Here is a 14,947-nt window from a genome sequence, read left to right on the forward strand (position 1 = left end):
TGCTTGTGCAGCGCGCGCGCCACGAGTTCCTTGCCGGAACCGGATTCGCCCGTGATGAGCACCGTCACATTCGATTGCGACAAACGGCCGATGGCGCGGAAGACTTCCTGCATGGCCGGCGCCTGGCCGAGGATTTCCGGCGTTTCCGACGGGCCCGATTCGACGCTGGTCTCGCGCAGGCTTTCTTCCAGCGCGCGGCGGATCAGCTCGACGGCCTTGTCGATGTCGAAGGGCTTGGCCAGGTATTCGAAAGCGCCGCCCTGGAAGGCCGCGACGGCCGAATCGAGGTCGGAAAAGGCGGTAATAATAATGACCGGCAAGCCGGGAAAGCGCGACTTGACCGTCTGCAGCAATTCCAGGCCGGACGCGCCCGGCATGCGGATGTCGGACACGAGCACTTGCGGCGTGTCAAATTCCAGCGCGGCGATGGCGTCGCGCGCATTGGCAAAACTCTTGGTGGCGAGATTTTCCCGCGCCAGGGCTTTTTCCAGCACCCAGCGGATTGATTCGTCGTCGTCAACTATCCAGATTGGCTTCATTAGTGTGTGCGTCCCGCAATGGATTTCATGGGTGGGATACTGCCTCGCTTATGGCAAGGGGAGAACGATCCTGAAATCGGTGTATCCAGGCCGGCTTTCGCACTCGATCACGCCCAGGTGCTGTTGCACGAAGGTTTGCGCCAAGGTCAGTCCCAACCCGCTGCCGCCTTCCCTGCCCGACACCAGCGGGTAGAAAATCCGGTCGCGGATCTGGGGTGCGATGCCCGGTCCATTGTCAATGATATGCAAGTCTAATGCCAGGTTGTAGCGCACCTTGGCCAGGGTCACCTGGCGCGCCACGCGCGTCTTGAAAATCAGCTCCGCGTCACCCGCCTCGATGCGCTCGGCCAGCGCCTGCGCCGCGTTATGCGCGATGTTGAGCACGGTCTGTATCAGCTGCTCCTTGTCGCCGCGAAACTCGGGGATCGAGGCGTCGTAATCGCGCGAAATGGTCAGTCCGCTGGGAAACTCGGCCAGGATCAGGCTGCGCACCCTTTCGCACACTTCATGGATATTCACGTCGCCCACGATGTGCGGGCGGCGGTGCGGCGCCAGCAGGCGGTCGACCAGCGTCTGCAGGCGGTCCGCCTCCTTGATGATGACTTGCGTGTATTCGCGCAGCTCGCTCAGATGCAGGGCCGGCAGTTCCAGCTCCAGCAGCTGGGCCGCGCCGCGGATGCCGCCCAGCGGATTCTTGATTTCATGCGCCAGGTTGCGGATCAGCTCCTTGTTGACCTGGCTCTGGTCGAGGATGCGCTCCTCGCGGTCGAGCTTCAGCTGCTGCACGTTTTCGCGCAGCTCGATCAGCACGCCGTCGCTAGGCGCGTCGAGGGCGCTGACGATGCTGTGTACGCGCAGCGGCTCGCGCCCCAGCCGTTCCAGGCTCAGATCCTGGCGCAAATCGGAAAATTTATGTTCGAGCGCCTGCGCGCAGATGCCGGCCAGCTCCTCGGGGTTGAGGAACAGCGCCGTCAGTTTTTGCCGCGACAGCGCCTTTAATGAGCTTTCCAGCAGGTTTTCCGCCGCCGCGTTGGCATAGCTGATGCGGCCGTCGCCGTCGAGCAGGATCACGGCTGAAGCGAGCAGATCAAGGCCTGCCAGGTGGGCGGGACGGCTGGAATGGTTGTCTAGTGTCATGTGCTTTACCGAATATTCGCGATCTCGCGTTTCAGGGCCTCGACGTTCTGCTGTGTCCGGCTGATGTTGTCCTTCAGCTGCGCCACCCGTTCCTGGTATTTCGCATAGTTACGCTCGTTGCCCTGGCGCTCGGGTTGTCCGCCGTTAAATTCCAGGCGCTGCGCCGCCAGTTTCTGCTCTTCGCTGCGCAATTCGTCCTGCAGGATCTGGCGCCGGTCCAGGTCGCGCGCGCGCTGCTCGGCGCCATCGACCTTGGGAAACGCGCCGGCGGCCGGCGCCGCCGTGGCCGCCGCCTGTGTGGCGGGCCGGGCAGGCGCGCCGGCCAGGGGCGCCGTCTTGCGGGGCGGCTCCGTCATGGCGCCCGGTAAATCGAGCAGCTGGCAATGCGCGCCGGCCCGCTTGTCCGTGTACGTCTTGTGTCCCTGCGCATCGGCGCACACATACAACTGCCCGTGCGCCTGTGCCGCCGCGCCCAGCAATCCTGCCATCAGCGCCATTCTGTAATGCTTGGTCAATCTTCACTCCTGTCGGCACATGCCGCATCGTTCCTGGGCCGACTATACAACAAGGCACTGTGGCGCCATAACAAAAACGCGGGCAAGACCATCGCCTCACCCGCGTTTTTTATTCACTACCGGCACGTTGCCGGCGTGGCGCCATTACAGCGAGTAGTACATGTCGAACTCGGCAGGATGCGTGGTCATGCGCATGCGCTGCACGTCCTGCATTTTCAGTTCCAGGTACGCGTCGATCATCGAATCGCTGAACACGCCGCCGCGGGTCAGGAACTCGCGGTCCTTGTCCAGGGCTTCCAGTGCTTCTTCCAACGAAGCGCACACGGTAGGGATCAGTGCGTCTTCTTCCGGCGGCAGATGGTACAGATCTTTCGAGGCGGCTTCGCCCGGATGGATCTTGTTGGCAACGCCGTCCAGGCCGGCCATCAGCAGTGCGGCGAAGCACAGGTACGGGTTCGCCAGTGGATCCGGGAAGCGCGCTTCGACGCGGCGGCCTTTTGGATTGGCCACGTGCGGGATACGGATCGAGGCGGAACGGTTTTTCGCCGAGTACGCCAGTTTCACCGGCGCTTCGTAGCCTGGTACCAGCCGCTTGTACGAGTTGGTGCCCGGGTTGGTGATCGCGTTCAGCGCCTTGGCGTGCTTGATGATGCCGCCGATGTAGTACAGGGCGAAATCGGACAGACCGGCATAGCCGTCGCCAGCGAACAGGTTTTTGCCATCTTTCCATACGGATTGATGCACGTGCATGCCCGAACCGTTGTCGCCAACGATAGGTTTCGGCATGAAGGTGGCGGTCTTGCCATAGCTGTGCGCCACGTTCCACACCACGTATTTCAGGTTTTGCGTCCAGTCGGCGCGCTCGACCAGGGTCGAGAACTTGGTGCCGATTTCATTCTGGCCGGCGCCGGCCACTTCGTGATGATGTACCTCAACCGGGATGCCCAGCGATTCCAGGATCAGGCACATTTCCGAACGCATGTCCTGGAAGCTGTCCACTGGTGGCACGGGGAAATAGCCGCCCTTGACGGTAGGACGGTGGCCGCTGTTGCCGCCTTCGATATCCTTGCCGGTCGACCACGAACCCTCGTCCGAACCGATCTTGACGAAGCAGCCCGACATGTCGATCTTCCAGCGCACGCTGTCGAAGATGAAGAATTCCGGCTCAGGGCCGAAGTAGGCGGTGTCGCCCATGCCCGACGATTTCAGATAGGCTTCGGCGCGTTTCGCGATCGAGCGCGGGTCGCGGTCGTAGCCCTTGCCGTCCGACGGTTCGATCACGTCGCACTGCATGAACAAGGTCGTTTCTTCCATGAACGGGTCGATATTGGCCGTGTTTGGATCCGGCAGCAAGATCATGTCGGACGCTTCGATACCTTTCCAGCCAGCGATCGAAGAACCGTCAAAGGCGTGGCCCGACTCGAATTTGTCCATGTCGAAGTGCGACACGGGAACCGTCACGTGCTGCTCTTTACCACGGGTATCAGCAAAGCGGAAATCAACGAATTTGACTTCGTTTTCTTCTACCATCTTCAAGACTTCTGCGGCTGTCATTGCCATGCGTATCTCCTAAATGAATGTGGGGTGAGCCGACCTTAGTGCGTCTGGGCTGATGAAGCGAAGCAAACATTGCGTGCCACCAAAACTCATAAGGATCATAGCAGATTCCATGCCAGCTCCCGGAGCCGCCTGGCGCCTGCGGCAAAATGGCTGCCATCCCTGTGAAAGTTTTCATGCCCGCGATTTTCCTGCTGAGTTTGCGTCAAATCAAGAATGCACTATGCAAGTGCAAAAAACAAATAACGCACCATTATCGTGCATTTTGTGCGCATTCTTGAAAAATGCCTCGTTGTGGTGCATGCGCCGGGCACCGTGGTTTCCCGTTTGCGGTGCGCGAAGGGCGCACTATAATCGTACACACCATCCCACTTTCATCGAGGACGCCATGACTACCGCCGCCGACATCCTGACCACCGCCCGCAGCCGGGCCAATGAAGGTACGCCGTATGCCGGCGCCGTGACGCCGCAGGAAGCGTACGAGCTGCTGCAGCTGGACGCAGCCGCCAAGCTCATCGACGTGCGCACGAATGCCGAGCGCGACTGGGTCGGCCGGGTCGACATCGCCGATACCCAGCATGGTGCGGTGCAGTGGGCCACCTACCCGGGCGGCGTGCCGAATCCCGATTTCCTCGCGCAACTGGCGGCCCAGGCCGGCAAGGACGAGGTGCTGCTGTTCCTGTGCCGCTCGGGCGTGCGCTCGCGCCATGCCGCCAAGCTGGCCACCGAGCACGGCTATATCAACTGCTTCGATATCCTTGAAGGGTTTGAAGGCGACAAGGATGCGGACGGCCACCGCAAACAGATCGGCGGCTGGTGCAAGGCCGGGCTGCCGTGGCTGGGCGCCTGACGCTGGCCGCCTGACTATCTGAACAGTGTTTGATCTGGCGGGCCACGCGATGGCCCGTCATCGGCTACAACCATCCATGCGCGCCCGTTTTCCTCCATTGCGGCGCAAATTCTCCTTGCGAATATGTACCTTATATAGTACAACGTAGAGGTGCGTCATGGATGCTTCCGGCCTGCGGCAGATTACCCTGCTGTTCTACGCGAACGGCAATGGCGGCGAACCCGTGCGCAACTGGCTCAAGTCGCTCCCCATCGAGGAACGCCATGTGATCGGGCAAGACTTGATGCATGCGCAATGGCGCTGGCCCGTGGGCATGCCCCTGTGCCGGCATCTCGGGCACGGCCTGTCGGAAGTGCGCAGCAGCTTGCCCGGCAACCGCATCGCGCGCGTGCTGATCTGCCATCACGGCGATTGCCTGGTGGCGCTGCACGGCTTTATCAAGAAAACCCGGACGACGCCGGAAGACGATCTGGCGCTGGCCCGCAAACGCCACAAGGAACTGACATGAACGCCACCGCTCCCCATCTCGGCAGCAGCCTCGACGACTTTTTAAAAGAGGAAGGCATCTTCGAGCAAACGCAAACCCGCGCCATCAAGGAAGTGATCGCCTGGCAACTGACGCAGGCGATGCAGGCGCAATCGCTGTCGAAAACGCGCATGGCGGCCCTGCTGCAGACGAGCCGCTCGCAGCTCGACCGCCTGCTCGACCCCGGCAGCGACGTGACGCTCTCCACCCTGGAGCGGGCCGCCGCGCTGCTTGGGCGCAAGCTGTCGGTCACCCTCGTTTAAGCGAGTTAAGCGTTCAGGCCGCTTCGCCTGCCTCTGGATGCTCGCCCATCAGGGTCAAGATGCGCTTGCGCACGAAATTGATATGGCTGCGCAAGCCATACAGGCCATCGGCAAACGACAGGGGAATCGAGATCTGGTTGACCATGTCCTCGATCTGGTCCAGCCGCTTCAATTGCTCCGCATACACTTGCGCGCGCTGCTCCTGCGGCACGTCTTCCAGCGCCTGCTCCACCGTGCGCAACTGGCCATACCAGCGGTACACGCGCGAGCGGATGCGCCACACGTACAGGGGCGGCACCACGCGCGACAGGGGCAATATCAAGGCGCCGAGCGCCACCACCAGCACCCACATGCGGTCGAAGAAATTAGCCAGCCAGAAACTCATATAGCGCTGCAGCACGGGCGCGCCATCCTTGTAGAATTTCAGCGCTTCGGGCGCGACGGGAATTTCCGTGTAGCGCGCGGACGGGAATTGCCCCTGCTGCTGGAACCAGCCCGTGCCGCCATGGATGCCGGCCGCCGCCTGCACGAACAGATCTACCAGGGCCGGATGCAAGTCTTCGCGCGCGACCAGGGTGGCGGTCGGCGCGATCAAATGATAATCCTGCGCGGGAATGTTCTGCCCCAGGTCGACGATACCGCGCGGCAAGACGACATGCGTGAGGAAAGGCAATCGCCGCGTGTACGCCTCCGCTTGCGAAAAATCAAACAGCTTGATGCCCGGCGTTTGCAGCAGCATCTGGATCAGCGGCGCTTCCGGCGCCGAGCTGAACACCAGGCCGTCGATGCGCCCTTCCAGCAGCTCCACCGTGGCGGGCGTATTTTGCAAGTCGCTCACCGTCAGCTCCTTCGCTTCCACGCCATTCACGGACAGCAACTGCCGGAACAGGCTGGGCACGCCCGTGCCTTCCGGCCCCAGGTTGATCTTCATGCCCTTCAATTGCGTCAGTTCCGTCACCGCCTTGTCTTCGCGCAAGAACAGCCAGACGGGTTCCGTAAACAGGCTGCCCAGGGAGATGAGACCATGCCGTTCGGCATCGGCGTGCTCGGTCGAGCCGCTTTGCACGAAGGCGATATCGGTCTTGCCCGCGTTCAGGCGCTGCAGGTTATCCTGCGAACCCAGCGACGGCTGCAAGGTCACCTTGATGCCGTGCTTGGCCAGGGTGGCCGCGTATTTCTTGCCGAACTCTTCGTACGCGCTATTGTCCTGTCCCGTCGACAAACTCACCTGGCGCGGCGGCGCCGGGTCGACCAGCCAGTAGGCAAGCGCGCAGAATGCGCCGACGAGCAGCAAGGTGGGACCGGCGGTGGCGAGGAAATCGCGCACGGAAAAGCGGCTGAACGCGAGGATTTTGGACATGTGGTGGCGCATAGGTTTCATGGGTGGCTACGATGCCAAGAAAAGCCCAACTATGCAAGGCACTTTCACATGCGCGGCGTGGCCATTTCCGCTACAGTGGCAGATCGATCACCTGCCCTGTGGAGCCCCGCATGCTAAAAATTCTTGGAAAAGCCGCTTCGATCAATGTCCGCAAAGTCCTGTGGACGTGCGAGGAACTCGACCTGCCCTACGAACGCGAAGACTGGGGCAGCGGCTTTCGCAGTACCGACGACCCGGCCTTCCTGGCACTGAACCCGAACGCCATGGTGCCCGTGCTGCTCGATGGCGACCTGGTGCTGTGGGAATCGAACACGATCTGCCGCTACCTGTGCGCCCAGGCGGGCCGCGACGACTTGCTTCCAAGCACGCCACGCGCCCGCGCGGAAGTGGAAAAATGGATGGATTGGCAAATGGGCGATTTGAACAACAGCTGGCGCTACGCCTTCATGTCGCTGGTGCGCCACAGCCCCGCGCACCAGGATGCGGCGCAGCTGGCGGCCGGTATTGCCGGGTGGAACAAAATGATGGGCGTGCTGGAGCAGCAGCTGCAGCGCACGGGCGCCTTCGTCTGCGGCGAACAGTTCACCCTAGCGGATATCGTGCTGGGCCTGTCCGTCAAGCGCTGGCTGATGGCGCCCATGCAGCGCCCAACATATCCGGCCATTGCCGCGTATCACGCGCGCCTGGAAGATAAAACGGCCGTGTTTGCCGGCTAATCGAGTTCGATGGCCTCGACCGTGCCGCCGATGACATAACAGTCGCCATCGCGGCGCACCTCGTCCAGGGTCGCCGGATCGTCGCGCGTATAGGTGCCGTCGACGTCGACGCACCAGGCGTCGCCGAAACGCAGCAGCTTCACGCCGCAGCAGATGCGGTTGATGAAGTTGCCCGGCGTCCTGAGCAGCACTTCCCGTACCTCGCCCACCGTGATGGCGACGTTGCGCCAGACATTGCCATCGAGCGCATGATTTCTTGCGTACAAGACGATGCGCACGGCCTGCACGCCCCCGGGCTGATACCGCTGTTCGATGGACACGAGCGCGCCATCGTCAAAGCGGTGATATTGCTGAAAAATCTGCTGCGTCTTGTCCAATTGCACTCCCTCAAAAAAAAACCGGCCCGTGAAGGCCGGCTTTCAGCTAGCTGCAAAAAGACCTTAATTCGTGCACTGCTTCGCCACGCCCTCGGCCGGCGCGGGCGGCTCGATCAGCGGCATCAAGCTCGGGGCCAGCGACACCAGCAGTTGCACGGGCAAGGCGCTGGTGAAATCATAGTTTTTCGATTCCGGTCCGCGCACATACGCCGTCATGCTGCCGTAGAAGCGCTCGCCGATATTGAACACGAACGTGGCCGAGCGGTTCACATAGCGCGACTCGATCAGGCGGCCGCCGGCGCCATACACGTCGAAGCGCTGGTCGCCCGTGCCCGTCTTGCCGCCCATCGGGATCGGCACGCCGTCGGCGCCGACAAACGCCGTCTTCGCCCGCTTTGCCGTACCGTCGGACACGACTTCGCGGATGGCCTTGGCGACGGCCTTGGCCACGTCCGGCGACAACACTTGCTCCGCCTCCACCTTGCTGCCCCGCTTGACCATGGTGTCATACGGCGTGTTGGCGGCGAAATGCATGGAATCGATGCGCACGCTCGGTTTGCGCACGCCATCGTTGATGATGATGCCCATCAACTCGGCCAGCGCGGCGGGACGGTCGGCGGACGCGCCCAGGGTGGTCGCATACGACGGCACCAGCGAATCGAAGGGGTAGCCCATCTTCTTCCACTGGCGGTGGATTTCCAGGAAGCCTTCCACTTCCAGCAAGTTGGCGATGCGGCGGTCCTGCGCATGCTTGCGGTGCGTGTTGAACAGCCATTTATACACTTCCTGGCGTTCCTTTTCGCTGGCCGCCACCATCTGCGTCAGGGTGGAACCTTCATGCTGGCGCAGATACGCCACCATCCACAGTTCCAGCGGATGCACATTGGCCAGATAACCGCGGTCGGCCAAGGACCAGTTTTCCATCGCGTACTGCTGGTACATCTTGGCGACCCGCTCGGGCGGCACTTCGTTTTGCGACGGCAGGTTGGCGTTGAGGAAATCGCCGAATTCCGCCACCGTGCCCTTCGGATTGACGGTGCGGAAGATATTCGCCAGGCGTACGGGCGTCGGACGGATGCTGGCCAATAAAATCTTTTCCTGCTCGTCAACGCTCTTGCCGCGGTACTTCTGATAGAAACGGTGCAGGAATTCGCGCCCTTCCTTGTCGGCAAAGCGGCTCAGGTACTGCGCACGGCGCGGATCGTCCGCGTCCGCCAGCAGCGAGGCCGAAGAATCGGGGCGCGAGAACATGTAGTAGCGGGCCACGTCGCGCATCAGGCGCACGAAGACCAGGTTGGTCGACTGGCGCAGCGCCTGCTGCACCGTCATGATGCGGCTGTCGTCGAGCTTGGAGAAGTTGCCGAAATGGTGCAAGCCGCCGCCCGTGAAGAAGCCTTCGCCGGGATTCCCCGAATATTTGCGTTCCATGGCGGCCGCCAGCATGGCCGGCAAGTTGCGCGCCTCGCCGAGCGGCAATGGTTTCAGATAGGCAATCGCCCACTGCGACAGCATGTCCTTCGGATCGACGGCGATCTTGCCCAGCTCGGCGGCGCCCATTCCGCTGTAGCGCTGGTGCAGCTGGTCGATGATGTCCAGATACGTCACCAGGGTGCGCAGCTTGGCCGTGGAACCGAGATCCAGCTTGGCGCCTTCATTGATGTCGAGCGGCTGGTCAAAGTTATCCGTTTGCACGCGCAGCAAGTTGGCCTGCTCTCCCTTTTGCAGCAAGGTAAAACTGTAGACCACGTTGGCGGGGTCGCCATTGCCCAGCATGCCCTTGCCCGTCAGGCCGGCCGCTTTCGCCACTTCCGGGTCGCGCAGCTCGCGCAAGACCTTGGTGACGGCGTTTTGCGCCTGCGCGTCGAGCGTGCTGACCACTTTCAGGTCGAGGCGGTCGAGGTTGTACAAGCGCGGATCGCCCAGCATGCTGGCCAGGTGGTTGCGCACGGCATTCGACGCCTTGCGCGTAACGAACGAGGTCGACGCTTCCGATTGCACGCCGGACGCCGTCGACGGACGCAGCTTCTCGGCGATGGCCGTATCGCGCAGCTGCGGCGAAATCACGCCCGCCTGCGCCAGCAGGCGCAGATGGCTGTTGGTCAATTCTTCCAGGTCGGCGCCGCCGGCCACCAGATAATGCGAAGGACGGCGCTGCGCGATCAGCAGGCTCAGCGCCTGCTTGTAGGCCAGCGCGCTGCCCGGCTGGTCCATTTTTCCGCTAAGCAATGTCTTCACTTCGGCAAACGGACGGCCATACCAGACCCACATGCCGTCGCCGATGCCGTTGACTTCGCCAAAGCCGCTCTTTGCCGACAGCGGCACGGTATTGAGGTAGTTGACGACGATCTTGCGCCGCGCCTCCATGGTGTTTTCGCCATCCTGGTACGAGCGCAGGCTGGCCGAAATCATCTGCAGCAGCTTGTCCTGCATGGAACTGGTGCGCCCGTCTTCCGAATGGCGGTATTTCTCGATCTGCGTAGCCAGGGTGCTGCCGCCGCCGCCGCGGTGGCCGCCGAACAGGTTCAGCGCCTTGTCGAGGATGGCCTTGCTCAGGCGGTCCCATTCCACGGCGGGATTGCGCTCGGGCGTGCCCGGGTCGAGCAATTCGCGGTTTTCGATGAACAGCAGGCTTTGCACGAGCGCGGGCGGCGCTTCGGCAAAGCCGTCGAACATGCGCTCGGGATAGCTGGCCGCGAACAGCGGCGCGGCGCGGCAATCGAGGATTGTCAGCCCCGCGCGGTTTTTCTCGTGATACGTGGCAAAGATGCCCCGGTCGACCAGTTGCACCATTTTCGGCGACATGCGCGCCTGCGCCGTGACGGCATAGTCGCGCGCATTCAGCTTGGTGATGAAGTCGGGCAGGCTGGCATAGCCGAGCCGCTCGTCATACGGGCCGTGCTGCGGATAGCGGATGGCGCCCGCCGGTGCCGGGCCTGGCTCGACCTTGAACGCCAGCTGGCGGTCCAGGCGTGTGAAAAACTCGGCCTGCAGGGCCGAGGTGCGCACTTCGCGCATGACGAACCACGCCACGCCGGCGATCAGCGCCAGCACGATGATGGCAAAGATCGGCCAGATGCGCGAACGGCGCCTCTTCGGCGGGCTCGCCGGCGGCGGCGCCTCGGCGCCCGTGTCGGAGAGTGGATCAGAGGGGGGCCGCTCTTGCGCGGCCAGGTTGACGCCTGTGTCTTTCATGGGATGCTGGGGTAAGGTTGGGTTTGGACGGCGCGGAAAAGGCGGCAGCGATACCGCTCCGCGCAGGATAAGACGAGGGCCGGCAAGAGCCGGTCACAACAAAGCTTGCTTAACATGATGTCCATACCAGTGAATCAAAAAACGCGCTACTGCACAGGCAGGCGGCCCCGCGTTCGACACGCAAGGCCCCTGTTCACCATTCCACCACATCGGCATGAGAACGACTGACGAGCGCGCACAAAAATCTTGCTTCATTGAAGATTTTCGCAAAAAAACAACGTCTTGGAATGTACGCTTGCGTACATAGATGCAAGGCGGGCTGGACGCCAGCGAAAAAGCCGCCGGCGCCGGGCTGGCGGCATGTCAGATGCTGGTGTATTCCGCCTGCAAGGTATCGAGCGCGGCGCGCATCTCGGCAAAGGCGGCCGCCGCCTGCGCGGGCTCGCCCTTGACGCCCAGTTCGATATGCCGGCGCGTCTGCGCATCGCCCACGCTGGGCAGGCTGAATACCTTGATCAGCGGAAACTCCGCTTCCAGACGCACCATCAGCGGCGTCAGCAGGGATTCGGCCGTTTCGTACACGAGCAAGGCATGTTCCGCATGCGGGACCTGGTTGAACAAATGGCTGTAATGCGTGTCGAGCACCCATTCGATCATGGGCCAGGACATGACAGGAAAGCCCGGCACGAAATAATGTTCGCGCACGGCAAAGCCGGCAATCTTGTTGTACGGATTCGGAATCAGCTCGGCGCCTTCGACAAATTCCGCCATTTTCAGGCGGTGCAGGTTTTCCGGCGAGTTCAAATCGGCCGGCACGCCCGCCTCCTCGCCCATTTCCGTGATCCGTTGCTGGATATTGAGCTTGCCCTGCGGATGCAGCACCAGCGGCAAGCCCAGCGCATCGGCGGCCGCCTGGCGCGTATGGTCGTCCGGCGTGGCGCCGATGCCGCCAAAGCTGAAGACGATGTCGCCGCTGGCAAAGCTGCGCTGGAGCAAGGCGACCAGACGGGCCGGTTCGTCGCCCACGTATTCCGCCCAGCTCAGTTGCAAGCCGCGTGCCTTGAGCATGCTCACGACTTTCGGGAAATGCTGGTCCGTGCGCTTGCCCGACAGGATTTCGTCGCCGATGATGATCAATCCGATAGCCATGAAGCTTCCTCGTAGAATGCAATAAAAATGGTCAGGCGTCCGCCGGCGCCACGTCGGTCATGCCGCGTACGCCCCGCAAACGCGCCAATGCTTCCAGGCAGTAATACTGGAACCACAGACCCGTGAAGATAAAGATCAGCACATACAGCCAGATGGCGAACGCCGCCAGGAAGGGGAAGAACACCACCGACATCACGCCGCCCATCCACAGCATGCCCGGCACGGCGCCGGCCGCGCCGGACGCCATGCCGATGGCCAGCAGGGGCCAGCGCTGCGTGCGCATGATGGCGTGGCGCTCTTCCGCGCTGGCGTAATCGGCCATGGCGTCATACGCCATCACGCGGTAGGTCAGCCAGCCCCACAGCACGGCTTGCCCGACCAAAGCGGCGGGCGGAAACGCGTACAGGGGCAGCATGAGCACCCAGACGATGATGAACAGCAAGAACGTGACCAGCGAAGTGGCGACGCTGCCCAGCAGACTGCCGCCATGCTTCTTTTCCAGTTGCGGAAAATGCCGCCCGCCGATGTGGCGGCCGATGGCCGGCATGGCGAACAGGCCCATGAAGATCAGCGCCGTCAAGATCATCAGCGGCAGCAGCATGAACATGGCGATCAGGGGCACGATCACCGCTTTCAGCATGCCCAGGCCGAAGGCGGCCAGCACCTGGCCGCTGGTGCGGAAGAAGTCATACTGCGTGAACAGCGCATGCAGGCTGTCGATCAGCGGCTGCAGCCCCACATACAGCAGGGCGCCCCACAGGATCAGTGACAGGATGAACGGTGCTATGCTCAACAGCAATATCCTGCCGTGCAATTGCGACAGGAAGGCACGGCCATACGAATTCAGCACATTACGCATCAACGGCGTCCTTTTCGTTTCAATCTTGCAAATTCGACCATGCGGCGCAAGCCCAGCCATTGCTGCTGCCAGAAGCCGCAGCCATAGTTGCGCCCCGGCCGGCCCACGCCCTGGCTGTCGATGCGGGCCAGCTGGTCGCGCACGCCCGTGCGCGCATAGCCCGCCGAGAAATTCGCGGTGCCCAGCAGCATATCCCAAATCGGCAAGACCACGCCGAAGTTGCAACCACCCAGGCTGCCCTTGCCTTTCGACTCGTGCCCCACGCCAATGGCGTGGTGCGTGCGGTGGAAACGGGGCGAGATCAGCAGCCGCTCGCCGATGCGGCCGAAGTGTATCCTCACATTCGCATGCTGCAAGCTTTGCAAAATACGCGAAATCGAGACCAGCAGCACGTACTGGCCCGGCGGCACGCCGATACCGAGCGCCACCAGCGCCATCACCACGTCGCGCAAAAAGTCGTCGAGCAGGTGGTTGCGGTCATCGCTCCACAAGTTCATGTTTTGCTGGCTGTGATGCAGGCTGTGCAAGCCCCACCACCAGCCGAAATGATGCGAGGCCCGATGGTAGCAATAGTCGACGAAGTCCAGTATCACAAAATAAATGATAAAACTGAGTAAGGGACTGATGTCGGGCAACAGCGATTCCAGGTTCAATGGATGGATATTGTCGAAACGCAAGGCGCCCGCCAAGGCATCCATCAACGGATCGAGCGTGAAGAAGACCAGCACGGAAAACAGGCCGATGCGGTGCAGCACCGTGTAAATGAAGTCGTTCCAGCGGGCGCGCGGGTCCGTGATCTTTTGCGCGGGAATCAGGGCTTCGAGCGGGCGCAGCACGAGAAACAGCAGCACCAGTTCGCACAGGCCGATCAGCAGCCATTCCGTGCCCTCGAACGCCTCTTCCGTGAATTCGCCAAAGCCCAGGTGATACACAAGGGGATTCACCACAGTCTGGAACAGCCAGCCTTGCGCTACGCCAAACGCATCGACCACGGCGTCGATCGCCGGGGTGACGAAACTGAGGATGTCGGCGGCCATCATGGCTGGCCCTTCTTCTGCGCGTAGGCAGGATGCTCGCGCAGGGTGGCGAAACAGAAACCCTTGTCTTGCAGGCCGGAAATCAAGGCATCGAGGTTGGCGGGCGCCCACGGCTCCTTGCGCGACCAGATGCCCATGTGCGCAATGAAGATGTCGCCGCTGCGCAAGTTCGCCAGCGCCTTTTTCAGCAGCATGGCGTTTGGATACTTGTCGCTGGGCAGTTCATCGCCGGAATACCCCGCCGGCGCCCAGCCCGCATGCTGGTAGCCGCAGGCGCTGCCGGCCGCCAGGGTGCGCGGCGACGTATAGCCGCCCGGCGCACGCCAGAACGGGTCGAGCTTGTGTCCCGTCAGTTCCTGGAAGCGCGTATCGACGCGGCGCAATTCCTCGCAGAACTGCTGATCCGTCACCGACGCCAGCTTGCCGCCATCCTTGCCGAACTGGGGCTTGACCTGGATCAAGCCGTTGGCCAGATCCTTCTTCCAGTACACATGGTCGAACGTATGCGTGCCGAACGCATGGCCTTCGGCGACCCGGGCTTTCCAGTACGGCGCCCACGAGGGATCGAGCGAATAGTCGCCGCGCGTGGTCTTTTCATTGGCCAGGAAGAACGTGGCTTTGATATGGCGCTTGTTCAGCACGTCGGCGATCAGTTGCGCTTGCGACTGGCTGCCCGTGTCGAACGTCATGTAGATCGTGCCCTTGCAGGCGGCAGGGGCCGAAGATGCGGCTGGGACCGGTGCGGCTGGGGCCGGTACGGCGGCATGCGCGGACGTCAGCATGGCGTCGGCGCACAGCAGCATGGCAGGCACATGGCCCGCGGAAATCAGGCGTTTCATCATCACACCC

15 protein-coding genes are annotated in these 14,947 nt (G+C 62.3%); 4 read left to right on the plus strand and 11 right to left on the minus strand.

Annotated features, from left to right (window positions below):
* From AC0V2Y_RS12385 to glnA, 4 genes are all read right to left on the minus strand, one after another.
* The coding region (locus AC0V2Y_RS12385) for a response regulator (protein ID WP_475418342.1) at positions 1 to 539 on the minus strand (539 nt) is incomplete at its 3' end.
* 48 nt (positions 540 to 587) lie between these two features.
* Positions 588 to 1,676 carry a nitrogen regulation protein NR(II) gene (glnL, locus tag AC0V2Y_RS12390; RefSeq protein WP_099410287.1) on the minus strand — a complete coding sequence of 363 codons (1,089 nt, stop codon included), beginning with the start codon at positions 1,674 to 1,676 and terminating at the stop codon, positions 588 to 590.
* A 5-nt stretch (positions 1,677 to 1,681) separates the two neighbouring features.
* A complete protein-coding gene (locus tag AC0V2Y_RS12395; RefSeq protein WP_128140903.1) occupies positions 1,682 to 2,164 on the minus strand; it encodes a DUF4124 domain-containing protein in 483 nt (160 codons plus the stop codon).
* Between the two features lie 171 nt (positions 2,165 to 2,335).
* A complete protein-coding gene (gene glnA, locus AC0V2Y_RS12400; protein WP_070219258.1) occupies positions 2,336 to 3,751 on the minus strand; it encodes a type I glutamate--ammonia ligase in 1,416 nt (471 codons plus the stop codon).
* Between the two features lie 385 nt (positions 3,752 to 4,136).
* Here glnA and AC0V2Y_RS12405 point away from each other — a divergent pair, with 385 nt between their 5' ends.
* The 3 genes from AC0V2Y_RS12405 (at position 4,137) to AC0V2Y_RS12415 (ending at position 5,387) form a co-directional block, all read left to right on the plus strand.
* Positions 4,137 to 4,598, plus strand: coding sequence for a rhodanese-like domain-containing protein (locus tag AC0V2Y_RS12405; protein WP_099410353.1), 462 nt, complete (start codon positions 4,137 to 4,139; stop codon positions 4,596 to 4,598).
* A gap of 157 nt (positions 4,599 to 4,755) precedes the next feature.
* Positions 4,756 to 5,106 carry a type II toxin-antitoxin system RelE/ParE family toxin gene (locus AC0V2Y_RS12410; protein ID WP_475414383.1) on the plus strand — a complete coding sequence of 117 codons (351 nt, stop codon included), beginning with the start codon at positions 4,756 to 4,758 and terminating at the stop codon, positions 5,104 to 5,106.
* Positions 5,103 to 5,387, plus strand: a complete 285-nt coding sequence (locus tag AC0V2Y_RS12415; protein ID WP_475414384.1) for a helix-turn-helix domain-containing protein — start codon at positions 5,103 to 5,105, stop codon at positions 5,385 to 5,387. The genes AC0V2Y_RS12410 and AC0V2Y_RS12415 overlap by 4 nt, the downstream gene beginning before the upstream one ends.
* Positions 5,388 to 5,400: 13 nt before the next feature.
* On the opposite strand, the gene AC0V2Y_RS12420 is transcribed toward AC0V2Y_RS12415, so the two are convergent.
* The gene (locus AC0V2Y_RS12420) at positions 5,401 to 6,747 is read right to left on the minus strand and encodes a TAXI family TRAP transporter solute-binding subunit (protein WP_475414385.1); all 1,347 of its coding nucleotides are present in this window, start codon (positions 6,745 to 6,747) and stop codon (positions 5,401 to 5,403) included.
* A 131-nt stretch (positions 6,748 to 6,878) separates the two neighbouring features.
* On the opposite strand from AC0V2Y_RS12420, the gene AC0V2Y_RS12425 reads away from it, so the two are divergent.
* Positions 6,879 to 7,484, plus strand: a complete 606-nt coding sequence (locus tag AC0V2Y_RS12425) for a glutathione S-transferase family protein (protein WP_475414386.1) — start codon at positions 6,879 to 6,881, stop codon at positions 7,482 to 7,484.
* Here the strand turns inward: AC0V2Y_RS12425 and AC0V2Y_RS12430 are convergent.
* The 6 genes from AC0V2Y_RS12430 to AC0V2Y_RS12455 form a co-directional block, all read right to left on the minus strand.
* Positions 7,481 to 7,861, minus strand: a complete 381-nt coding sequence (locus AC0V2Y_RS12430) for a hypothetical protein (protein ID WP_475414387.1) — start codon at positions 7,859 to 7,861, stop codon at positions 7,481 to 7,483. The two genes, AC0V2Y_RS12425 and AC0V2Y_RS12430, sit on opposite strands and share 4 nt — an antisense overlap.
* Positions 7,862 to 7,924: 63 nt before the next feature.
* Positions 7,925 to 11,053, minus strand: coding sequence for a transglycosylase domain-containing protein (locus tag AC0V2Y_RS12435; RefSeq protein ID WP_475414388.1), 3,129 nt, complete (start codon positions 11,051 to 11,053; stop codon positions 7,925 to 7,927).
* Positions 11,054 to 11,416: 363 nt separating this feature from the next.
* A complete protein-coding gene (locus tag AC0V2Y_RS12440; protein WP_475414389.1) occupies positions 11,417 to 12,202 on the minus strand; it encodes a competence/damage-inducible protein A in 786 nt (261 codons plus the stop codon).
* 31 nt (positions 12,203 to 12,233) lie between these two features.
* Positions 12,234 to 13,061 carry an EI24 domain-containing protein gene (locus AC0V2Y_RS12445; RefSeq protein ID WP_475414390.1) on the minus strand — a complete coding sequence of 276 codons (828 nt, stop codon included), beginning with the start codon at positions 13,059 to 13,061 and terminating at the stop codon, positions 12,234 to 12,236.
* Positions 13,061 to 14,101 carry a sterol desaturase family protein gene (locus tag AC0V2Y_RS12450; RefSeq protein WP_475414391.1) on the minus strand — a complete coding sequence of 347 codons (1,041 nt, stop codon included), beginning with the start codon at positions 14,099 to 14,101 and terminating at the stop codon, positions 13,061 to 13,063. Before AC0V2Y_RS12450 ends, AC0V2Y_RS12445 begins: the two co-directional genes overlap by 1 nt.
* Positions 14,098 to 14,940: a polysaccharide deacetylase family protein gene (locus tag AC0V2Y_RS12455; protein WP_475414392.1), complete on the minus strand. Its 843-nt coding sequence runs from the start codon at positions 14,938 to 14,940 to the stop codon at positions 14,098 to 14,100. The genes AC0V2Y_RS12450 and AC0V2Y_RS12455 overlap by 4 nt, the downstream gene beginning before the upstream one ends.
* Between the last annotated feature and the right edge of the window lie 7 nt (positions 14,941 to 14,947).

It is taken from the genome of Janthinobacterium sp. BHSEK (assembly GCF_056174685.1).